This is a genomic window from Roseibium sp. (assembly GCF_965229775.1).
Taxonomy (GTDB): domain Bacteria; phylum Pseudomonadota; class Alphaproteobacteria; order Rhizobiales; family Stappiaceae; genus Roseibium.
In genome coordinates this window covers 879,495-901,048 of the sequence record NZ_OZ245929.1, presented here as the reverse complement: position 1 = coordinate 901,048, position 21,554 = coordinate 879,495, and the positions used below count along the sequence as shown (strand labels likewise).

At 61.3% G+C, this 21,554-nt stretch carries 16 protein-coding genes and 1 riboswitch; of the genes, 14 read left to right on the top strand and 2 right to left on the bottom strand.

What is annotated here, in order from left to right:
* The first annotated feature begins 3 nt into the window (after window positions 1–3).
* The 9 genes from tolB (at window position 4) to serA (ending at window position 12,147) form a co-directional block, all read left to right on the top strand.
* The gene (gene tolB / locus ACO07N_RS03870) at window positions 4–1,320 is read left to right on the top strand and encodes a Tol-Pal system beta propeller repeat protein TolB (RefSeq protein ID WP_421984374.1); all 1,317 of its coding nucleotides are present in this window, start codon (window positions 4–6) and stop codon (window positions 1,318–1,320) included.
* Window positions 1,321–1,473: 153 nt separating this feature from the next.
* Window positions 1,474–1,959, top strand: a complete 486-nt coding sequence (pal, locus tag ACO07N_RS03865) for a peptidoglycan-associated lipoprotein Pal (RefSeq protein ID WP_421979767.1) — start codon at window positions 1,474–1,476, stop codon at window positions 1,957–1,959.
* Window positions 1,960–2,215: 256 nt separating this feature from the next.
* Window positions 2,216–3,178, top strand: a complete 963-nt coding sequence (gene ybgF, locus ACO07N_RS03860) for a tol-pal system protein YbgF (RefSeq protein WP_421979766.1) — start codon at window positions 2,216–2,218, stop codon at window positions 3,176–3,178.
* Window positions 3,162–4,526: a tRNA lysidine(34) synthetase TilS gene (gene tilS / locus ACO07N_RS03855; protein WP_421979765.1), complete on the top strand. Its 1,365-nt coding sequence runs from the start codon at window positions 3,162–3,164 to the stop codon at window positions 4,524–4,526. The genes ybgF and tilS overlap by 17 nt, the downstream gene beginning before the upstream one ends.
* Window positions 4,527–4,707: 181 nt before the next feature.
* Window positions 4,708–6,624: an ATP-dependent zinc metalloprotease FtsH gene (ftsH, locus tag ACO07N_RS03850; protein ID WP_421979764.1), complete on the top strand. Its 1,917-nt coding sequence runs from the start codon at window positions 4,708–4,710 to the stop codon at window positions 6,622–6,624.
* Window positions 6,625–6,798: 174 nt separating this feature from the next.
* Complete coding sequence (gene glmM, locus ACO07N_RS03845; RefSeq protein WP_421979763.1) at window positions 6,799–8,142, top strand: phosphoglucosamine mutase; 1,344 nt, start codon at window positions 6,799–6,801, stop codon at window positions 8,140–8,142.
* 214 nt (window positions 8,143–8,356) lie between these two features.
* The gene (locus ACO07N_RS03840) at window positions 8,357–9,151 is read left to right on the top strand and encodes an outer membrane protein (RefSeq protein ID WP_421979762.1); all 795 of its coding nucleotides are present in this window, start codon (window positions 8,357–8,359) and stop codon (window positions 9,149–9,151) included.
* A 155-nt stretch (window positions 9,152–9,306) separates the two neighbouring features.
* Window positions 9,307–10,485: a phosphoserine transaminase gene (locus ACO07N_RS03835; RefSeq protein ID WP_421979761.1), complete on the top strand. Its 1,179-nt coding sequence runs from the start codon at window positions 9,307–9,309 to the stop codon at window positions 10,483–10,485.
* Between the two features lie 75 nt (window positions 10,486–10,560).
* A complete protein-coding gene (gene serA, locus ACO07N_RS03830; protein ID WP_421979760.1) occupies window positions 10,561–12,147 on the top strand; it encodes a phosphoglycerate dehydrogenase in 1,587 nt (528 codons plus the stop codon).
* 116 nt (window positions 12,148–12,263) lie between these two features.
* Here the strand turns inward: serA and ACO07N_RS03825 are convergent, their stop codons facing one another.
* Complete coding sequence (locus tag ACO07N_RS03825) at window positions 12,264–13,175, bottom strand: DMT family transporter (protein WP_421979759.1); 912 nt, start codon at window positions 13,173–13,175, stop codon at window positions 12,264–12,266.
* 169 nt (window positions 13,176–13,344) lie between these two features.
* Between ACO07N_RS03825 and ACO07N_RS03820 the strand changes: the two genes are divergently transcribed.
* The 5 genes from ACO07N_RS03820 to ACO07N_RS03800 all read left to right on the top strand — a co-directional run bounded on the left by ACO07N_RS03820 (window position 13,345) and on the right by ACO07N_RS03800 (window position 20,541).
* Window positions 13,345–14,616: an MFS transporter gene (locus tag ACO07N_RS03820; RefSeq protein ID WP_421979758.1), complete on the top strand. Its 1,272-nt coding sequence runs from the start codon at window positions 13,345–13,347 to the stop codon at window positions 14,614–14,616.
* A 195-nt stretch (window positions 14,617–14,811) separates the two neighbouring features.
* Window positions 14,812–16,104: an adenylosuccinate synthase gene (locus ACO07N_RS03815; RefSeq protein ID WP_421979757.1), complete on the top strand. Its 1,293-nt coding sequence runs from the start codon at window positions 14,812–14,814 to the stop codon at window positions 16,102–16,104.
* Between the two features lie 245 nt (window positions 16,105–16,349).
* A complete protein-coding gene (locus ACO07N_RS03810; protein ID WP_421979756.1) occupies window positions 16,350–18,146 on the top strand; it encodes a hypothetical protein in 1,797 nt (598 codons plus the stop codon).
* 338 nt (window positions 18,147–18,484) lie between these two features.
* A riboswitch (TPP riboswitch) is annotated at window positions 18,485–18,591 on the top strand.
* A 230-nt stretch (window positions 18,592–18,821) separates the two neighbouring features.
* Window positions 18,822–19,577: an ABC transporter permease gene (locus tag ACO07N_RS03805; protein WP_421979755.1), complete on the top strand. Its 756-nt coding sequence runs from the start codon at window positions 18,822–18,824 to the stop codon at window positions 19,575–19,577.
* 22 nt (window positions 19,578–19,599) lie between these two features.
* Window positions 19,600–20,541 carry an ABC transporter substrate-binding protein gene (locus ACO07N_RS03800; RefSeq protein WP_421979754.1) on the top strand — a complete coding sequence of 314 codons (942 nt, stop codon included), beginning with the start codon at window positions 19,600–19,602 and terminating at the stop codon, window positions 20,539–20,541.
* A 114-nt stretch (window positions 20,542–20,655) separates the two neighbouring features.
* On the opposite strand, the gene rpoH is transcribed toward ACO07N_RS03800, so the two are convergent.
* Window positions 20,656–21,546 carry an RNA polymerase sigma factor RpoH gene (rpoH, locus tag ACO07N_RS03795; RefSeq protein ID WP_319384083.1) on the bottom strand — a complete coding sequence of 297 codons (891 nt, stop codon included), beginning with the start codon at window positions 21,544–21,546 and terminating at the stop codon, window positions 20,656–20,658.
* Between the last annotated feature and the right edge of the window lie 8 nt (window positions 21,547–21,554).

The following is a 21,554-nucleotide window of genomic DNA, read 5'->3' as shown; positions in this document are numbered from 1 at the left end:
GCGATGACGATCGCGGCATCACGAACCCTCGCCGTTGCCCTCGGCATGTTCCTGCTCGCGCTTCAATCGGCCCACGCACTCGTGGAAATCGACATTCGAGGCGGAAACATCGAACCCCTTCCAATCGCGCTTCCCGACTTTTCGGCCGAGGGAGGGGACAGCAAGCTGGCGGCGGACATGACGGGCGTCATTTCCGCGGACCTCAAGCGCTCCGGTCTGTTCAACCCGTTGGATCCGGCCAGTTTCATTCAGAAGAACATGAGCGTGAATTCGACACCGCGCTTCGGGGACTGGCGCCAGATCAGCGCACAGGCGCTCGTGACCGGAACCGTGATCAAGCAGCCGGACGGCCGGCTGCGTGCCGAATTCCGCCTGTGGGACGTATTCGCGCAGGAGCAGATGCTCGGGCAGCAATTCTACACGACACCGGAGAACTGGCGGCGCCTCGCGCATATCATCTCCGACGCCATCTACGAGCGCCTGACCGGTGAAAAGGGATATTTCGACACGCGCATCGTCTTCGTCGACGAGACGGGGACGAAGGACAAGAGGGTCAAGAGGCTCGCGATCATGGATCAGGACGGTGCCAATGTGCGTTACCTGACGCGGGGCGACGATCTCGTGCTGACACCGCGGTTTTCGCCGACCAGCCAGGAAATCACCTACATGTCCTACGGCGGTGCCGATCCGAGCGTCTATCTGCTCAATATCGAAACCGGGCAAAGGGAGATCGTGGGCAACTTTCCGGGCATGACCTTCGCGCCCCGTTTCTCGCCGGACGGTCAAAGCGTCGTCATGAGCCTTCAGCAGGGCGGCAATGCCAACATTTTCATGATGGATCTCCGGTCCCGGAGAACAACGCGTCTGACCAACACGGCCGCGATCGATACCAGCCCGTCCTTTTCGCCCGACGGGCGCCAGATCGTTTTTGAATCCGATCGGGGCGGCAGCCAGCAGCTCTATGTCATGAATGCCGGTGGCGGCGAGGCCCGGCGCATTTCCTTTGGCCCCGGGCGATACTCGACGCCGGTCTGGTCACCTCGCGGAGATTTGATCGCCTTCACCAAGCAGCACCAGGGCCGCTTCATGATCGGTGTCATGAACCCGGACGGCAAGGGAGAGCGGATCCTGACCGAGGGCTATCACAACGAAGGCCCCGCCTGGTCTCCCAATGGCCGTGTGCTGGTGTTTTTCCGCGACACGCCGGGTGCCAACGGCGGACCGCAGGTCTGGACGGTTGACCTTACAGGATACAACGAACAGCGCGTGGACACGCCGGCCTTTGCGTCCGATCCGTCCTGGTCGCCGCTGATCAATTGACACCGCGTCGTGACGCGGTTCGGAAACCGGCGTTTCATGTGCTGTTAACCATGTTTGAAAAGACGCCCTTAACCAGGTTTGGCTAGAAAGCGTTTACCTAAAACCGGATGGAACCGAAGTCGGGTTGACGGGCTGGGGATGTAGGAGACGGGAATGTTGAACAAAGAATTTGCCGGCCAGGGAGCAAGATGGCTTGTCGTCTGCTTTGCGCTCCTGTTTGCGGCCGCATGTGCCCAGACAAAGCCGGATGGGCTTTCCAGTAACGTGAAGCCCGGCACGGGCCAGGATTTCGTCGTCAATGTCGGCGATCGGGTTTTCTTCGAAGAGGATCAGTCGGTGCTGAACGCCCAGGGGCAGGCAACCCTGTCGGGTCAGGCCAAGTGGCTCAACAAGTACTCGCAGTACACGATCCAGGTCGAAGGGCACGCGGACGAGCGCGGCACCCGCCAGTACAACATTGCCCTGGGTGCACGCCGCGCACAGGCGGCACGCGACTACCTTGTCGCACAGGGTGTGAGCGCATCGCGGATCAAGACGATTTCCTATGGCAAGGAGCGCCCTGTCGCCGTGTGCAACGACAACAGCTGCTGGTCGCAGAACCGGCGTGCGGTCACGGTGCTGAGCAACGCCACGAACTGAACCGCGCTGATCATGACAACATGACGGGGCCGGCCTTTCGAGCCGGCCCTTTGGTTTTCCGCGGTGCAAATCGCCGCTTTCTGCCGTTCAGAACGCGGATCGTCAAAATTTGGCCGAAGTCCGGGCGCTCTGTCCCTTGAGTGCAGAGCCGGGCATGGCTAAGACTTGCTTATGCAAGACGGTTGCTTGGATGCAGGACAGATTCCTGCCGCAACGCTCACGTCTTTGCCCACGCGTCTGTGACCCGGAGGACCGAATGCAGAAATTCAAGACACTGGCCGGCATGTTCGTGATGCTGGCCCTTGTTGTCTCGGCGAGCCCGTCCGAAGCCCAGCTTTTCGGACGGAAGAAGGACGATTCATCCGTGCGGATCGGCCAGCTGGAAGAACGTATCCGCGCGCTGACCGGACAGATCGAGCAATTGTCCTACCAGATGCGCGAGATGCAGGATCAGATGCGCCGCATGCAGGAAGACAATGAGTACCGGTTCCAGCAGCTGGAAGGCGGCACACCGGGCAAGCGGTCGGAATTTTCGCCGACCGGTGCACCGGGCAGCACGGCCCCCGGCCTGGCGGCTGACGGAACACCGCAGACCGGGACGCTGGTCGCCCCGAACGGGGGCGTGGCCACTTTGCCCGCCACCGGGTCCGGCGACGGCGCCTGGGACCAGAGCGGCGGTTATGAGGAGCAGCCGGGTCTTCCGGGTGACGGTCCGATTGACCTGTCCGCCCTGGCGAACGGCCTGGAAACGATCCCGGGGACCGGGCAGGAGCTCGTTCCCGGCCCATCGATCGGAACGGAAGACGACGCGATTGCCAATATCATCGGCAGCGGCGACCCGAACTCCGACTATGACGCTGCCTATTCGATGGCGGTCAACGGCGACTATCCAGGTGCGGAGCGTGGGTTCAGAACCTTTCTGGAGACCTACCCGGACAGCAGCCTCGTCGCAAACGCGCAGTACTGGCTCGGCGAAAGTCTTCTTGCGCAGCAGGATTATCGCGGTGCGGCCGATGCCTTCCTCAAGACCTACACGGACTATCCCGGCAACGACAAAAGCCCGGACAGCCTCTTGAAGCTGGGCGTCTCGTTGCGCGGACTGGGTGAAGCCGATGCCGCGTGTGCGACGTTTTCGGAACTGTTGAACAAGTTCCCCAATGCGGCACCGGCAGTTCTGTCTCAGGCACGGGATGAACGCGTCCGTGCACAATGTTCCTGACAACGGCCACGAACCGGGCGGGCTTTCCGCTGACGAGGCCGATGCGCTTTTTTCAAGACTGAATTCGTTTTCCAATCTTGCACTCGCCGTGTCCGGCGGAGCCGATTCCCTTTGTCTCCTGGTTCTCTTTGACGAGTGGCGTCAGCGCAATCGATGGAGCGGCTGCGCGGAAGTTCTTGTCGTCGATCACGGTCTGCGCCCTGAAAGCGCCGCTGAAGCACGGTTCGTTTGCGAAACCGCCCGCCGGCACGGCCTTGAATTCAACACCCTGCGCTGGGAGGGGATCAAGCCGCTCAGCAACGTGCAGGATGCAGCGCGGCGCGCGCGTTACGCCCTGATGGCGCGCCGGATTGCCGAAACGGGTGCCGAGGCGCTTGTTCTCGGGCATCACATGGACGACCAGGCCGAAACCTTCCTTGACCGGCTGACGCGCGGCAGCGGCGTGTCCGGGTTGAGTGCCATGGCGATCGACGAACCCGAAGGTCCGGAAGGCTTGCGACTGCTGCGCCCGTTTCTCGGCGTGCGCAAGAACCGGCTCGAAGCCAGCCTGCGGGAACGCGGCCTCAGCTGGTGCCAGGATCCGACCAACGACGACGGGAAGTACAAAAGGAGCCGGCTCCGCCGCATCATGGGCCTGCTCGAGGACGAAGGCCTGACGGCGGACCGCCTTGCCGAAACCGCGGGCCGGATGCGCCGGGCACGCGTGGTGCTCGAGGGCGCCGTGCAGGACATCGCGTCCAGACTTCTGGAAAATCATCCCGCCGGACCGGCGCGCCTGAACCGCGCCGCCTACAGGGCGCTGCCGGAGGATCTGCGCCAGCGGCTGTTGAAGGAGATGGTCCGGATCGTGACGGGCCGCCGGCCGGAGCCGCGCCTCAGGCAGATTGAAACCCTTGACGATCTGTTCTGTTCGCCTGCGTCCGGCCGGCAGACGCTCAGCGGCGCGATGTTCGAGGCGGGCGACACGTTCGTGTGGAGCTGGCGCGAACCGGGGCGGGTCCCGCCGGAAACGCTGCCGGACCCTGAAGGTGCCGGCGTGTGGGATCATCGATACCGATACGCTGTCCCTGACGCCGGTCCTGCCGGGGCGCGGGGCATCGGACTGCGGCTCGGACCGCTGATGCATGCCCCCGTCAGTTCGAAAGACATCATCTGGCCACAGGGATGGCCTAAGTCGGCTTTCGAGTGTTCACCCGCCGTGTGGAATGCCCAAGGCGGGCTTCTGGCACAGGCCGTCTCCCTAAAAACGGGCACTGGTGAAAATAACCATAGCTGCAGCTTGGATTTGGAGAGACTGCCGATACGGGGTAAATTATTGGACGGCAGGGACGGTCAAGGGGACCTGTGAAGGGAATTCTGCGGTTTTCCTCTCCAAGAACTTCTGATAGAGGTCCGGGCTTAATAAATTAGTCAGCGCATATGCGCATTATGGCGCACCGCCTTGGCAGCGGGCCTTGGGCGACCTATCTTCGCTCTAAGAGAAATGTAACCGCGTGCAGTAAGTCGCGTTGGGCGGTTAAGGGAACGAAATGAACGCACATTTTCGCAACTTTGCTCTTTGGGTCATCATTGCCCTTTTGTTGATCGCATTGTTCCAGCTGTTTCAAAGCCCTGCGCAGCAGGGTGCCACGAATGACATCGCCTATTCCGACTTCATGAGGCAGGTCGATAACGGCGAGGTCAGGTCGGTCACGATCCAGGAACAGAAAATCACCGGATTGTACAACAGCGGCGGCGCGTTCCAGACCTATGCGCCGGACGGAGCGCAGTATGTGGACGAGCTTCGCGGCAAGGGCGTCTTGATCAAGGCCAACCCGCCTGCGGAGAATTCACCGCTTCTTGGTGCCCTGTTCTCATGGCTGCCGATGCTGATCATCCTGGGTATCTGGATCTTCGTGATGCGTCAGATGCAGGGATCCGGCGGCAAGGCGATGGGCTTCGGCAAATCCAAGGCCAAGCTTCTGACCGAAGCGCACGGACGCGTGACGTTCGAAGACGTCGCCGGTATCGACGAAGCCAAGGAAGACCTTCAGGAAATCGTCGAGTTCCTGCGCGATCCGCAGAAATTCCAGCGGCTTGGCGGCCGTATTCCGCGCGGTGTGCTGCTTGTCGGTCCTCCGGGAACGGGTAAAACGCTGACCGCGCGCGCCGTGGCAGGCGAAGCCAACGTTCCGTTCTTCACGATTTCGGGCTCGGACTTCGTCGAAATGTTCGTGGGTGTCGGTGCCTCGCGTGTGCGCGACATGTTCGAACAGGCGAAGAAAAACGCGCCCTGCATCATCTTCATCGACGAAATCGACGCGGTCGGTCGTCACCGTGGCGCCGGACTTGGCGGCGGCAACGACGAGCGCGAGCAGACACTCAACCAGTTGCTGGTCGAGATGGACGGTTTCGAGCCGAACGAAGGCATCATCATCATCGCCGCGACCAACCGTCCGGACGTCCTGGACCCGGCACTGCTGCGTCCCGGCCGTTTCGACCGCCAGATCGTCGTGCCGAACCCGGACATCACCGGGCGTGAGAAGATCCTCAAGGTTCATATGCGGAAAGTGCCGCTGGCTCCGGACGTCGACGTCAAGACGCTTGCGCGCGGCACCCCGGGCTTCTCCGGTGCCGATCTCATGAACCTCGTCAACGAGGCCGCCCTCCTGGCGGCGCGGCGCTCCAAGCGTCTCGTGACCATGGCGGAGTTCGAGGACGCAAAGGACAAGGTGATGATGGGTGCGGAACGCCGCACGCTCGTCATGACCGAGGAAGAGAAGAAACTGACGGCCTACCACGAGGCCGGCCACGCGCTGGTCGCATTGCACCAGGAAGCATCGGATCCGATCCACAAGGCGACCATCATCCCGCGCGGACGTGCGCTCGGCATGGTGATGCGGCTGCCGGAAAAGGACCAGGTCTCCCTGACCCGCGCCAAGTGCAAGGCGGATCTCGCCGTCGCCATGGGCGGACGCGTCGCGGAAGAAATGATCTTCGGCTACGAAAAGGTCACCTCCGGCGCATCGGGCGACATCCAGATGGCGACGAAGCTCGCCCGTGCCATGGCCACCCAGTTCGGCATGTCCGACAAACTCGGGCCGCTTCTCTACGGCGAAAACCAGGAAGAGGTATTCCTGGGACACTCCGTCGCGAAGAACCAGAGCGTGTCGGACGAAACCCAGAAGATCGTCGACGCGGAAATCAAGTCCTTCGTCAATCAGGGCTATGAAACTGCGAACAAGATCCTGCGCGATCATGAAGACCAGCTTCACACGATCGCCAAGGGCCTTCTGGAGTATGAGACCCTGTCCGGCGACGAGATCAAGGATCTGCTCGACGGCAAACCGCCGGTGCGCGACACGGACGACGATCAGCCGATCGGACGGTCCTCCGCGGTTCCGACCGCAGGCGCAAAGCGCGGCGGTGACGAGCCGAGCGGCGGAATGGAGCCTCAACCGTCCTGAGGCCTTCCTGCCTGAAAGAAGAGATCGAGACTGCCCGGCATTGCCGGGCAGTTTTATTTTGAGCGCGGTTGTGGATCGTCAGTGAATAGTAATATTTGCTCACATATTTTGAAGAACGCCCGCTTCCTTTTGCGATAAAAGGGCGCAGACGACGTTTTCAGATAGGCATGACAGATGCGCAAGTTTTTCGGCACCGACGGCATTCGCGGACAAGCCAATTCCTACCCCATGACCGCCGAAATGGCCTTGAAGGTCGGCATGGCGGCAGGCCTTGTCTTCAAGAACGGACGCCACCGGCACCGCGTTGTCATCGGCAAGGACACGCGTTTGTCGGGCTATATGCTGGAAACGGCCCTGGTTGCCGGTTTCACATCTGTCGGAATGGATGTTTTTCTCCTGGGTCCGATGCCGACGCCCGCCGTCGCTATGCTGACACGCTCGCTCAGAACCGATCTCGGTGTGATGATTTCAGCATCGCACAACGCCTATCACGACAACGGGATCAAGTTCTTCGGCCCGGACGGCTTCAAGCTGAGCGACGAGATCGAACGGAAGATCGAGGAGCTCATCGAAGGCGATCTCACCTCGACCCTTGCCGGACCGGGAGACCTCGGTCGGGCAAAGCGGATCGACGGTGCGCAGCAGCGCTACATAGAATTCGCCAAGAGAACGCTGCCCCGGGAAATGAGCCTGGAGGGTCTGAGGGTCGTGATCGACTGCGCCAACGGGGCGGCATACAAGGTGGCACCCGAAGCTCTTTGGGAGCTGGGCGCCGACGTTATCTCCATGGGCGTGACACCGGACGGGTTCAACATCAACAAGGAATGCGGCTCAACATCGACCGACGCGCTTTCGAAGAAGGTTCACGAGGTGCGCGCGGATATCGGCATTGCGCTCGACGGCGATGCGGACCGTGTCATCATCGTTGATGAAAACGGCCAGGAAGTGGACGGCGATCAGCTGATGGCGGTCGTCGCGCAATCCTGGCAGGCGAGCGAGCGGCTTTCCGGTTCGGGCATCGTTGCCACCGTGATGTCCAACCTCGGACTGGAACGCTATCTGGGCAGCATCGGTCTTGACCTCGCGCGCACCAGGGTCGGTGACAGATATGTCGTCGAACACATGCGCGCCAACGGGTTCAATGTCGGCGGCGAACAGTCGGGCCATATCGTGTTGTCGGACTTCGCGACCACGGGAGACGGCCTGATTGCAGCGCTTCAGGTGCTGGCCTGCGTCAAGGACCAGGACAAGCCCGTATCCCAGGTCTGCCGGCGTTTCGAACCTGTCCCGCAGATCCTCAAGAACGTCCGCTACAGCAGCGGCAAGCCCCTGGAACAGGAGCGGGTCCGTATGGCCATCGAGGACGGCGAAGCACGGCTGGGAACATCGGGCCGTCTGGTCATCCGGGCCTCCGGTACCGAACCGCTCATCCGCGTCATGGCGGAAGGGGATGATGCGGATCTCGTTAAACAGGTCGTCAATGACATTGCCGGTGTTGTCGCGACAGCCGCTGCCTGAAGAAAACCCAATCGGAACAAGTTGATCTCCCGTGACGCAGCGGAGCTGCGCCTGGGTGTCCGCGTTTTCTTTTCGGATTAAGCTTTTGTTAAGGTAAAAAAACACGGTTAAAGAACAGAGTTAAGCCACCTTTAATGAATTCGCGTCAGTATGCTTCCAAGTTTGATGTGTCCGGCAATCATAAAGCGGACGCTCACTGGAAGAGGACGAGGACATGAAATCATTTTTCAAGCGTTTGTCTTTGACCGGCTTTGCAGTCGCGCTTTCCACAACTGGTTTTGCCGCGGATTTGCCGACCCCGGTCATCGAACATATCCCGGAAGTGCCCGCCGTCGGTGGCTGGTACCTGCGCGGTGATATCGGATACAAGATCTATCAGGCCCCCGACATCAAATACGGAACAATCGATTTCTTCGACGAGGAAATGGACGGAACCTTCATGATCGGTGCCGGTGTCGGTTACAAGTGGAACAACCACTTCCGCACGGATCTGACGATCGACTACGAATTCCCGACCGAAGTCAGCGCGAAGGCCGATTGTAGCGGCGTGTGCGGATCGCCCGGATACTCGGTCGAGAAAGCGGACATCGACGTCTGGACGTTCATGGTCAACGGCTATGTCGATATTGCCACCTGGAACCGGTTCACGCCTTATGTCGGCGCCGGTATCGGTGCGTCCTACGTGTCGACAAGCGATATCAATTTCCGCAACCCGGACGGTTCGACCGGTACCTATGAGAGCGATGGCAAGTGGAACTTTGCCTGGGCGCTGATGGCAGGTGCCAGCTATGACATCACACAGAACTTCGCGCTTGATGGCGGCTATCGCTACCTGAATATCGGCGACGCCCAGTCCAAGACCTTCACCACTGCAGGCCAGACCTCGCGCATCGAGTATGAAGATCTGTCCGCGCACGAGTTCCGTCTCGGTGCCCGTTACACCTTCAACACGACGCATGCTCCGGCACCGATCATTTACGACAAGGGCCCGATCAGCAGCAATTTCTGATCCAGGTCGCTTCGAAGCTGCAATGGCCGGTCTGTCAGACCGGCCATTTCGCGTTTTAGAGGGAAGTGAATTGACCCCGGCGGCGGAACGTTCTATTCCCGCAGGTGGGACACCCCTCCCCAACGAGGGGCAACTATCTGCGAGGGTAGACAGATATGACAGAGCTTGCCGTAAAGCCGGACGTGCGTCCGGCCAATCCCCATTTTTCATCCGGACCCTGCTCCAAGCGACCCGGCTGGTCGCTGGAAGGTCTTGCCGATGCGCCCCTCGGCCGTTCGCACCGGGCCAAGCCCGGCAAGGCGAAGCTTGCCGAAGCGATAGATCTCACCCGCAAGGTGCTGCAGGTCCCGGAGGACTACAGGATCGGTATCGTGCCCGCATCGGACACCGGTGCGGTTGAAATGGCGCTGTGGTCGATGCTCGGCGCGCGCGGTGTCGAGATGCTGGCCTGGGAAAGCTTCGGCAAGGGCTGGGTCACGGATGTGGTCAAGCAATTGAGGCTTGAGGACGCAAGGGTTCTGGAGGCTGCCTACGGCGAGTTGCCCGACCTCGCGTCCGTCGATTTTTCCAAGGATGTCGTGTTCACCTGGAACGGCACCACGTCCGGCGTTCGTGTCCCCAACGGCGACTGGATTCCCGCCGACCGGCAGGGGCTGACGATCTGCGATGCCACGTCGGCCGCCTTCGCGCAGGAGCTCCCGTTCGACAAGCTCGATGTGGTGACCTTCTCCTGGCAGAAGGTGCTGGGCGGGGAAGCCGCGCATGGCGTGCTGATCCTGAGCCCGCGCGCGGTGGAGCGCCTAGAAACCCATACGCCGGCCTGGCCGATGCCGAAAATCTTCCGCCTGACCAAGGGCGGAAAGCTGATCGAGGGCATTTTCAGGGGCGAAACGATCAACACACCGTCGATGCTCTGCGTCGAGGACTATATCGATGCGCTGAACTGGGCCGACGGCATAGGCGGGCTTTCTGCGCTGAGAGGCCGGGCCGATGCAAACCTCAAGGTTCTGGCCGATTGGGTGGGCCTGTCCGCCTGGGCCGAATTCCTGGCTTCCGATCCGGCGACGCTCTCCAACACCTCTGTTTGCCTGAAGATCACCGATCCGGACATTCTCGCCCTGGACGACCAGGGGCAAGCGGCCTTTGCCAAGTCGGTTGCGGCCTGTCTCGACCGCGAAGGGGTGGCCTTCGATATCGGTGCCTACCGCGATGCCCCGTCGGGCCTCAGGATCTGGGCAGGTGCAACGATCGAGGCAGACGATCTGAGGGCGCTGACCGCATGGCTCGACTGGGCGCATGCAAGCGAAAAGGCGAACCTGTCTCAGGCAGCCTGAGCACGTCTCCAATCATGACAGACCATCCGGGCGGCGCGCCGTCCGGCACCTATTTGCATTCAAGGAGACGTCAATATGGCTCCCAAGGTACTTATTTCCGACAAGCTTTCACCCGCTGCCGTACAGATCTTCAGGGACCGCGGCCTGGATGTCGATTTCCTGCCGGATGTCGGCAAGGACAAGGAAAAACTGCTGGAGATCATCGGTCAGTATGACGGGCTGGCGATCCGATCCGCGACCAAGGTGACCGAAAAGATCATCGCTGCGGCCGACAATCTCAAGGTCGTCGGCCGGGCCGGTATCGGCGTCGACAATGTCGACATACCCAAGGCGACAGCCCGCGGCATCATCGTGATGAACACCCCGTTCGGCAATGCCATCACGACGGCCGAACATGCGATCTCGATGATGATGGCCGTGGCGCGCCAGATCCCGGCGGCCGATGCATCCACGCAGGCCGGAAAGTGGGAAAAGTCCCGCTTCATGGGGCGTGAGCTCACCGGCAAGACGCTCGGCCTCGTCGGCTGCGGCAACATTGGATCGATCGTCGCGGACCGGGCGATCGGCCTCAAGATGAAAGTCGTCGCCTTCGACCCGTTCCTCACGCCGGAACGCGCCGTTTCTCTCGGAGTGGAAAAGGTGGAGCTGGACGATCTGTTTGCCCGCTCCGATGTCATCACCCTGCATACGCCCCTGACCGACAAGACGCGCAATATCATCAACGCCGACTCGATTTCGAAAATGCGGACCGGCGCCTACCTGGTCAATTGTGCCCGCGGCGGTCTCGCGGACGAAGCGGCTGTCAGACAGGCCCTCGACGAGGGCAAGCTCGCCGGTGCCGCGTTCGATGTATTCGTGGATGAGCCCGCGCGCGACAACATCCTGTTCGGAGCGCCGAATTTCGTATCCACCCCGCATCTCGGCGCATCCACGTCCGAGGCCCAGGAGAACGTGGCGCTGCAGGTTGCCGAACAGATGTGCGACTATCTGCTGGAAGGCGCCGTGCGCAATGCGCTCAACATGCCGTCGATCTCCGCCGAGGAAGCGCCCAAGCTCGCGCCTTTCGTGCGTCTCGCCGAACAGCTCGGCTCGTTTGCGGGCCAGCTGACCGAGACCGGGATCGAAGGCGTCAAGCTCGAATATGCAGGTGCCGTCGGAGAGATGAATGTCCAGGCGCTGACAGCGGCGGCCATCACCGGTCTTTTGACGCCGCTGCTGCAGACGGTGAACATGGTTTCAGCGCCGATCCTGGCAAAGGACCGCGGTATCAAGGTGGAAGAAATCCGCCGTGACAAGCAGGGTGCCTACGAGACCTACATCCGGCTGACGGTCATCACCGAACGGCAGGAACGCTCGGTTGCCGGGACCGTTTTTGCCGACGGAAAGCCGCGCATCATTCAGGTGAAGGGCATCAACATGGAAGCCGAACTGGGCGAGCACATGCTTTACATCACCAATGAAGACAAGCCGGGTTTCATCGGCCAGCTCGGTATGGAACTGGGCAACAGCGGTGTCAACATCGCGACCTTCAATCTGGGCAGGCAGGCCCCGGGTGCCGATGCGATCTGTCTCGTGGAAGTGGATGGAAAGGTCGATACCGCGGTCATGAAGCGGCTGGAAGCGGTTTCCCACGTCAAGCAGGTGAAAGACCTGAGATTCTAGCCACTTCGCGATATCTCAAGCCGTCTCAGTGACAAGGCCCGGAGAGGGCCTTGTCCTTCATGATTGTCCTGTGGGCGATGCCGGCGGAGAATCGAGTGGTGGGCGCGAAGGAAGCGTCAGGTCCGTTCACCACCGGCGGATGCCGGTTTCTGCCGACGGAACACCCTGCCGTCGAGTGCAACCAATCCGATCAGGAGAACCGCGAAGCCGGCCAGCTGAAGGGCGCTGAGGTTTTCCCCCAGGATCAGCCATCCGAACAGCAGGGCGCTGGCCGGGACGATCAGCGTCACGAGCGAGGCGTTGGTGGCACCGGCATCGGCCAGGAGCTGAAAATAGATCAGGTAGGCAAGTGCGGTCGCAACGATGCCGAGGGCGGCCACATTGGCCCAGGCCGTCAGGCTCGTTTCGGCGATGCTCCAACCGGTTCCGAAGTAGAGTGCTACCGGCAACATGATCAGGCTCGATCCAAGCAACTGGCCGGCTGCGGAAACCTGGGGGCGGACGCCCTTGAAGCGGCGCGCGTATGTGGCCGCGCAGGCATAGGACACGGCGGCTCCCAGACAGCTCAGCTGGGCCCAGACGGGATCATTCGCAACACCGGACAGGCTGCTCGACAGCATGATCGCGACGCCGGCGACGCCGAGGAGAACGCCGGCGATCTTGTTCAGCGGCAGGCTTTCCTGCCCGGTCAGCAGCCCGGCGACGATCACGGTGAAAATGGGGGTCGTCGCGTTCAGGATCGAGGCAAGCCCCGCACCGATTTCCGTCTGGCCGAGAAACAGCAGGGAAAAGGGTATGGCATTGTTGAGAAGCCCCATGAGCAGGAAGGGCACGGCCAGGCCCGACTTCAACTGTCCAAGCAGGTTCTGATGCCAGAGGACGACGAGCAGGACGGCGCAGGCGCTGGACACGCGCAGGAACACCAGAACGAAGGGTGGAATTTCGGCAACGGCGACCTTCGCAAACAGGAAAGAGCCGCCCCAGATGGCGCCCAGCACTGCCAGCATGATCCAGTTTCGAAGTGACATCCGATTCATCATTCCCGGTTGAACTGCACCCCGGTTATCACGATGGTGCGCCGGCAGACACCCGAAAAACGAGCCGATCCTGGTGGAGCGGCTTGCGCAACGGTCTCAGTTCGGCAATGTAGTCGGACGTCTCCTGCCGGTCCCGGCAGCTTCAGGAACCTTCTCTTACATGACGCAGACCGATCAATCCTCCGAGACCCCGGCACAGGCCGGACGGCTGTACCCGTTGCTGATCGCGGCGGCCTGCCTGCTGGGCGCCAACGGCTTGTCCATGACGATGATCGCCGTGCGCGCACGTGTCGAGGGACTTCCGGACACAAGCATCGGTCTTCTGGGGTCGCTCTACTTCGCCGGGCTCATTTCCGGCGTTCTGCTCGCTCCGTTCCTGATTGCCCGGGCAGGCCATATCCGGGTCTTCGCCGCGCTTGCATCCATCAGCGCGATCGCCGTTCTCGCACTTGCCTTCGCGCCGGCCGGATGGCCGTGGATGCTCGCACGCTTCGTCAGCGGAGCGGCCTTCTGCGGGACGGCGATGGTGCTGGAAAGCTGGCTCAACTCGATTGCCTCCAATACCTCGCGCGGACGCATTCTTTCAATCTACCGGATCGTCGACCTGGGCGCGGTCATGGGCGGTCAATTCATCCTGCCGGTCTTCGGGGCATCCGGTTCCGACATTCTGATGGTTCTCGCCGTTCTGTTCTGTTTCGCCGTCGTGCCGATTTCGCTCGCGCGCGGCGGCAACCCGCCGGCACCACCTGCCAGGCTCGTCAATCCGCTGATGCTGTGGCAGGTTTCCCCGGTCGCCATTGTCGGCATTTTCACCATCGGCCTCACGAATGGTGCGTTTCGCATGATCGGCCCGATCTATGCTGAGAGTATCGGTCTCGGGCTCGAGACGGTTGCGGCGTTCATCGCAATCTGGGTTTTTGCAGGCGCGATCTTCCAGTATCCGGCCGGGTGGGTTTCGGACCGGGTCGACAGAAGGTTCGTTCTGATCGGCTTCACAGTGGGTGCAGGCGCTGCATGCCTCTTCATCGCGCGGTCGATGACGCAAACCGAGCTGTTCATCGGCGTCTTCCTGTTCGGCGGATTCGCGTTGCCGCTCTATTCGCTCTCGGCTGCGCACGGCAACGACCACGCAAAACCCGGCCAGTTCATCGATGTTGCCGCCGGGATCATGCTCGCCTTCGGCACAGGGGCGATGATCGGGCCTTTCGTCGCTTCCGTGCTCATGGGCGCTTTCGGGCCGGCTTCCTTCTTCGTCTATACGGCAACGCTGCACCTCATGCTGGTTCTGTTCATCATTGTCCGCATGTTCCGCCGTGATGCGGTTCCGGCCGATCAGAGGCGCCGTTTCGTCTGGTTGCTGAGAACATCGCCGATGATGAACCGGCTGGCGAGGGGCGAAAAGTCCGATGAAAGCGGCTCTGCGCCCAAATGACGCCAAAGATGCGTTTATAAGCAGTGCCTAAATGCATCCCGGCACGACATAAACTGCGCGCGCGGACTCGCAAGCTCGCACAAACCTGTCTATAGTCCGCGCCGTTTGCCCCGGTCCGGTTGCCGGGGCTTGTCGTGTTGGCGCACCGGACAGGCTCCGGGGGTGCAGATCTGCTTTCAGGAGAGCAAAGACTAGATGGCGAATGTGGTTGTTGTCGGTTCGCAATGGGGTGACGAAGGCAAAGGCAAGATTGTCGACTGGCTGTCGGAGCAGGCTGATGTCATCGTGAGGTTCCAGGGCGGTCACAATGCCGGGCATACGCTCGTCATCGATGGCGTCAGCTACAAACTGTCCCTGTTGCCGTCGGGTGTCGCACGTCCCGGCAAGCTTTCGGTCATCGGCAATGGTGTCGTGCTCGATCCGCACGCCCTTGCCGAAGAGGTGGAACGGCTGGCCGGGCAGGGTGTCGTCGTGACACCGGAGACCCTGCGTGTCGCGGAAAACGCGACGCTTATCCTGTCGCTTCACAGGGAACTGGATGCGCTGCGCGAAAACTCGAACACCGGCACCCGGATCGGCACGACCAAGCGGGGCATCGGCCCGGCTTACGAAGACAAGGTCGGACGCCGCGCGATCCGGCTGATGGACCTGAAGAACCTGACCACGCTGCCGGCAAAGATCGACCGCCTGCTGACCCACCACAACGCGCTTCGCCGCGGACTGGGCCAGGACGAAGTTTCGGCTCAGGCGATCTACGACGAACTTGCGAGCGTCGCGGACAAGGTGTTGCCCTACATGGACAAGGTCTGGTACCTGCTCGATGACCTGCGCCGCAAGGGCAAGCGGATCCTCTTCGAAGGCGCGCAGGGCGCCCTTCTCGACATCGATCACGGCACCTACCCCTTCGTGACGTCCTCGAACACCGTTGCAGGCCAGGCGGCGACCGGTTGCGGCCTCGGGCCTGGTTCCGTCGACTTCGTCCTCGGGATCACCAAGGCATATACGACACGTGTGGGCGAGGGGCCTTTCCCGACGGAGCAGCAAAACGAGGTCGGGGAGTTTCTCGGCACCCGCGGCCATGAATTCGGAACCGTGACCGGCCGGCGCCGGCGCTGTGGCTGGTTCGATGCCGTTCTGGTACGCCAGACCGTATGCACCTCCGGTATCAACGGGATCGCCCTGACGAAGCTCGACGTTCTCGACGGCCTCGACGAGATCAAGATCTGTATCGGCTACGATCTGGACGGTGAACGGATCGACTACCTGCCGGCGTCGCAAGGCGCTCAGGAACGGGTCATTCCGATCTACGAAACGCTTCCCGGCTGGAAGGAATCCACGGAAGGTGCCCGGACATGGGGGGAGCTGCCGGCGCAGGCTATCAAGTATGTGCGTCACGTCGAGGAACTGATCGGTGCACCGGTCGCGTTGCTGTCCACCAGCCCGGAAAGAGATGACACAATTCTTGTGCAGAATCCTTTCCAGGATTGAGATCTGAGGTTGAACGCGGTCAATATCAGTTGGCTGATACATAACTGCGAATCACCATTCGCAAGAAACGAGTGCTTGGACGCATCGCCGAAATGCGTCCTCTAGACTGTGATAGAATAAAGCCGAGCATGGTTTTCAGTTCATGCAAGTATGAAGAATTGGCACCGGTCTTCAAAAACTTGCTATAAGCCTGAAGTGATTGGGCTGGCGGAAATGATTCATGCACGTGGCCGGTAGGCAGGAAGATGGCTGATTACTATTCAATACTGAAGAAAACAATCGCGTCTTTGCCCGAAAGCAACGGTGCGGCGCGCCGGAGCGTCTACAGCCGTGCTCGCAATGCCATCGTCAACCAGTTGAAGGCCTACGAGCCGCCCCTGTCTCCATCCGAGATCACCGCAGAACAGCTGCGGCTCGAAGAAGCGATCCGGAAGGTCGAGGCGGAAGCCGCGCGCGAAAGCCTCGGTCTGACACCGGCGGCCGTCGCCGCTGCTCCCGCAACGCCTCCGCCAGTGGAAACGCCGGAAACTGCGCCGGCCGAAGCGGAACCGGCAGCGGCCGAACCGTCCGCACCCGTGGAAGCAGAACCCGAGGTTCCGTCCGAGCCGTCCGCCGGCGTGCCCGAAGCGGTGGCCGACACTGCTGGCGCGGAAGATATACCCTCTCCGTTGAAGGAGACCTTGTCGGAAGCCGAATCCCTCGGTTCGGCAGCCAACCAGGCTGTCCAGAACGCGAAGGAAGCGGTCGAGACGACAGAAACCGGCGCCGCGCCATTGGCTCCAGAGCCGCGCCAGGAGCCGGTTTTTGCGGATGAGGCACCAGCAGATCAGCCGGTTTCCGACAACACGGGCGACGTGACCGCTTCCGACGAACCGCCGCTTTATGCGGACGGACCGGACGGAGAGCCGGAGCCCAGGACCCGCCCGAAGCGCGAGCGTCCGCGTGCATCCGACGCGCTGAAGGGTGGTTCGTCTTCCAGCCGCGTTGTCCCGATCTCGCTGGCGGTCGTCGCGCTGGCGGTCCTGCTGGGTGCCGGTGCCTATTTCTTCCTCCCGCTCGACAATCTGATTTCGATCAATCGGGAAGAGGCCGGTACAAGTGAAACCCAGTCAACGGATGCATCCCAGACCGGCGTATCGACATCCGAACCGGCTCCGGTCGCAGAGTCGGACCCGGACTCGGGCACGAAAAACACCGATCGTCTGCTAGACGGCGGCGATGAAGAAGTGATTGCGCCCGATGCGCGCACAGTGACGACAACAACGATCAATCCGCAAACCAACGAGCCCGTACCGGCTCCGGCCGAACCCGCGATCACCGCAGGAAATCAGCAGGTTCCAGCACTTGTGCAACCCGTCCCGGTCCAGCCGGAGGCGGCCGTGCCATCCGGCCAGGGAACCGAGGCCGTGCAAGCGCCTCAACAGAGCGATGTGGCTGCGGTGGATACGCAGCAGCAGGCTGCTGCTCCGGCGCCGTCTTCGGCGGCTCCTGTGGGCGATGGTGCACAGCGCTCGATCCTTTACGAGGAAGGCGAAGACGCGGGCGGCGCTGGAACCGCTTCCCAGGGTGCCGTTGTCTGGGGCGTTGCCGAAGAGACCGACCTCGACGGTCAGCAGCAATCGGTCCTGACCGCTTCGATCGACATTCCGGAGCGTGACGTGAAGGTCGACATTCGCATCAAGCCGAATGAAGACACCTCGCTTCCGGCGAGCCACCTGGTCGAAATCAAGTATGATTTCCCGGAAAGCTTTGCTGCCGGTGATGTCGTGAATGTTCCCGGCTTGGTGATGAAACCGACCGAGGAAGCGCGCGGCGATGCCCTGATCGGTGCGTCAGTCAAGGTGCAGCCGGGCTTTTTCTGGATTGCCCTGTCGAACCTTCCGAACGAGCAGTTGCGCAACCTGAACCTTCTGCGGGAACGCGGCTGGATCGATATCCCGATGCTGTACGAGAACGGCAAGCGTGGCATTCTGACTCTGGAAAAGGGTGCGGATGGCTCGGACGCCGTGGAACGGGCCGTCGCGGCCTGGCAAGCGGGATAGGGTCCGGACTCTAGGGTACTGTCTCATAAATGAGGCCGAAATGGTTTGAGGCGGATCGCTTCTCCTCAAGGAGCGGAAGCGCAGGAAATGTGGTTCATTTTCGAGCCTTTCGCGACGCCGGGGAGGCGCGATCCGGTCAAATCCGAAGGACATGGAAATGGCTTCACCCCGTGTTGTCAGCGTGCTTGACCGGGCAGAAAGCCCGCTCCGCACACCCTTCCTAACGGGATCTCGCCATTTCCCATGCCATTTCAGTCTCATTTATGAGTCCGTACCCTAGTCTTTTTAAAGTTGCTGTTTGACGGCTTGCCTTTTTCTTCGGGGCAAGGCATGTTCCGTCTTGGTCCGAGGGGTGTTCCGGTTTCCGGAACTGAGATGGCGTGGTGCCGAACCCTTAGAACCTGATCCGGGTCATGCCGGCGAAGGGACGGAATCCTTAGCCTATTCCCGGATCTCCAATGTCAATTTCGGCCGTGTCGGCGGACGCATGATCGTGTCGGATCGTGTGCCTGTCCGAGGCGGCCCAGGGGTCGGAAAATCTCGCATCAGATGCATTGCGAGAGGTGCCGGTTCCCGGACGGGAGATCCTTTGATGTGTTCAGATCTGACCTTTTGTCAGTACCTGGCCGTTGATGCAGACGCTGATGTTGCGGCTCCTTCGGACGGAGCCGCAACATGAAGGCCTTTGTTTTCTCAAGCGCCAAGGCGGCCATCGGTCTGGTCATCTGCATTGCGTTGTGGGCGCTGCTTGTCCGGACGCTGAACATAGAACCCTACATGCTGCCCGGGCCGGAGCGAGTCTGGTCTGCCTTCGCGTCGAAGCCGGACTTCTTCCTGCATCACGCCGGCATTACCGCGTACGAGACGGTTCTGGGGCTCGTGCTGGGGGTTCTGGCAGGGGCGTTCAGCGCCATTCTGCTCTGGACGTTTCCGGTAACACGCCCCGCGCTGCTGCCGTTGATCCTGGTGACGCAATCCCTTCCGGTTTTCGCGATCGCGCCAATCCTGGTGCTGTGGCTGGGCTGGGGACTGGCCTCCAAGATCGTCATGGCCGTCCTGGTGATTTTCTTCGCCGTGACTTCAACCATGTATGACGGTCTGCGCCGGATGGACCCGGGCCTGGTCGACCTTGCCCGGCTGTACCGGCTGCCCCGTCTTTCCGAACTGTGGATGCTGCGCCTTCCAGCCGCCCTGCCTGCGCTCGCTTCGGGTATCCGCATCGCGGCGGTCTTTGCCCCGATCGGGGCAATCGTCGGCGAATGGGTGGGCGCGAAGGGAGGGCTTGCCTTTGTCATGCTGCACAGCAATGCCCGCGTGAAAACCGATGAAACTTTCGCGGCCCTCATTCTGCTGGCGGTGATGGTTCTTCTGCTCCGGGCCGCGGCTGACGCGTTTGCCCGGATGATTGTCCCCTGGCAGGTCGAAAACTGACTGCCTTTTCCTGGAGGAATGAATGAAAAACAAAGTCCTGTCCCTGGCTGTCGCGGCCGGCCTGCTCGCAACCGCTCCGGTCCACGCCGCGGACAAGCTGACCGTTCTGCTCGACTGGTTCACCAACCCGGATCATGCGCCTGTCATCACCGCGCAGACGAAAGGGTTTTTCAAGGCAGAGGGCCTGGAGGTCGAACTGATCGAGCCTGCCGATCCCGCAATGCCCCCGAAGCTGGTTGCGGCCGGGCAGGGCGACATCGCGATTTCCTATCAGCCCACATTGCATGCGCAGATCGAGGAAGGCCTGCCGGTTGCCTGGATCGGTACGCTGGTCGAGACGCCGCTGAATTCGCTGATCGTGCTGGAAGATGGTCCGATCAAGACGCTTGAGGATCTCAAGGGTAAGACAATCGGGTATTCGGTTTCAGGATTCGAGGACGCAATGCTCGGACAAATGCTGAAATCGGTCGACCTGAGTGTCGATGATGTCGAACTGATCAACGTCAATTTCTCGCTGTCACCTGCGCTTATGTCCGGGCAGGTGGATGCCGTGATCGGCGCGTACCGCAATTTCGAGCTGACACAGCTTGAAATCGAGGGAAAAAAGGGCGTCGCGTTCTTTCCGGAAGAAAACGGCGTGCCGATCTTTGATGAGCTCATCTATGTCGTGAACAAGGACAAGACGGGCGATCCGCGTTTCGCGAAATTTCTCGCAGCCATCGAGGCTGCCACGGTCTACCTGACGAACCATCCCGAAGATGCCTGGGATGCCTTCATCAAGGCCTATCCGGAACTGAACGACGAACTGAACCGGCGCGCCTGGGCGGATACGCTGCCGCGGTTTGCCAAGCGCCCCGCAACCCTGGACGAGGGCCGTTATCAGCGCTTTGCCGAATTCATGGCGGAGGCGGGGCTTATCAGCAAGGTGGTTCCGGTCGAGACCTACGCGGTCGAGATCAGGTGACACGCGGGCCGCAGTAGGTCCGGTCACTCACATGACCGGCCTGCAATCGCCGCCACAAAACAAAAACGCCGGGGCTCCGCCCCGGCGTTTTTTGTCTCTCTTGCCTTCGTGCCGTCAGGCGACGGGCTGCTGGTGTTCCTGTGCCCGTGCGTTGTTGCGCACCGCCTTTTGAACCTTTTCGAAGGCCCGCACCTCGATCTGGCGCACGCGCTCACGGCTGACTCCGAACTCACCGGAAAGATCTTCCAGCGTCATCGGGTCTTCCGCTAGGCGGCGTGCTTCGAAAATGCGGCGTTCGCGCTCGTTGAGCACATCCATGGCATCGCTCAGAAGCTTGCGGCGCATGTCCAGCTCTTCCTGGTTGGCCAGCAGGGTTTCCTGACTGTCGCTTTCGTCAACGAGCCAGTCCTGCCATTCGCCGGCGTCGGCTTCGGCGCGCACCGGTGCGTTGAGGCTGGCGTCGCCGCCGAGACGACGGTTCATGGACACCACTTCCTCCTCGGAAACACCAAGGCGCGTGGCAATCTCCTTGACCTGATGCGGCTTCAGATCGCCCTCGTCGAGAGCCTGGATCTTGCCTTTCAGGCGCCGCAGATTAAAGAACAGGCGCTTCTGGTTGGCAGTCGTGCCCATCTTGACCAGCGACCAGGATCTCAGGATGTATTCCTGGATGGCCGCCTTGATCCACCACATGGCGTAGGTCGCCAAGCGGAACCCCTTGTCGGGCTCGAAACGCTTGACCGCCTGCATCAGGCCGACATTGCCCTCCGACACGACTTCGCCGATCGGCAAGCCGTAACCGCGATAACCCATGGCTATCTTGGCAACCAGTCGAAGGTGGGAATTTACGAGGCGTTCCGCAGCTTCAGGGTCTTCATGCTCCTTGTAGCGCTTGGCGAGCATGTACTCTTCCTGCGGCTGCAGCATGGGAAACTTGCGAATCTCGTCCAGGTAGCGGCTGAGGCCACCTTCCCCGGCTGTGAGCGTCGGTACGTTTTGGGCCATATCATGCA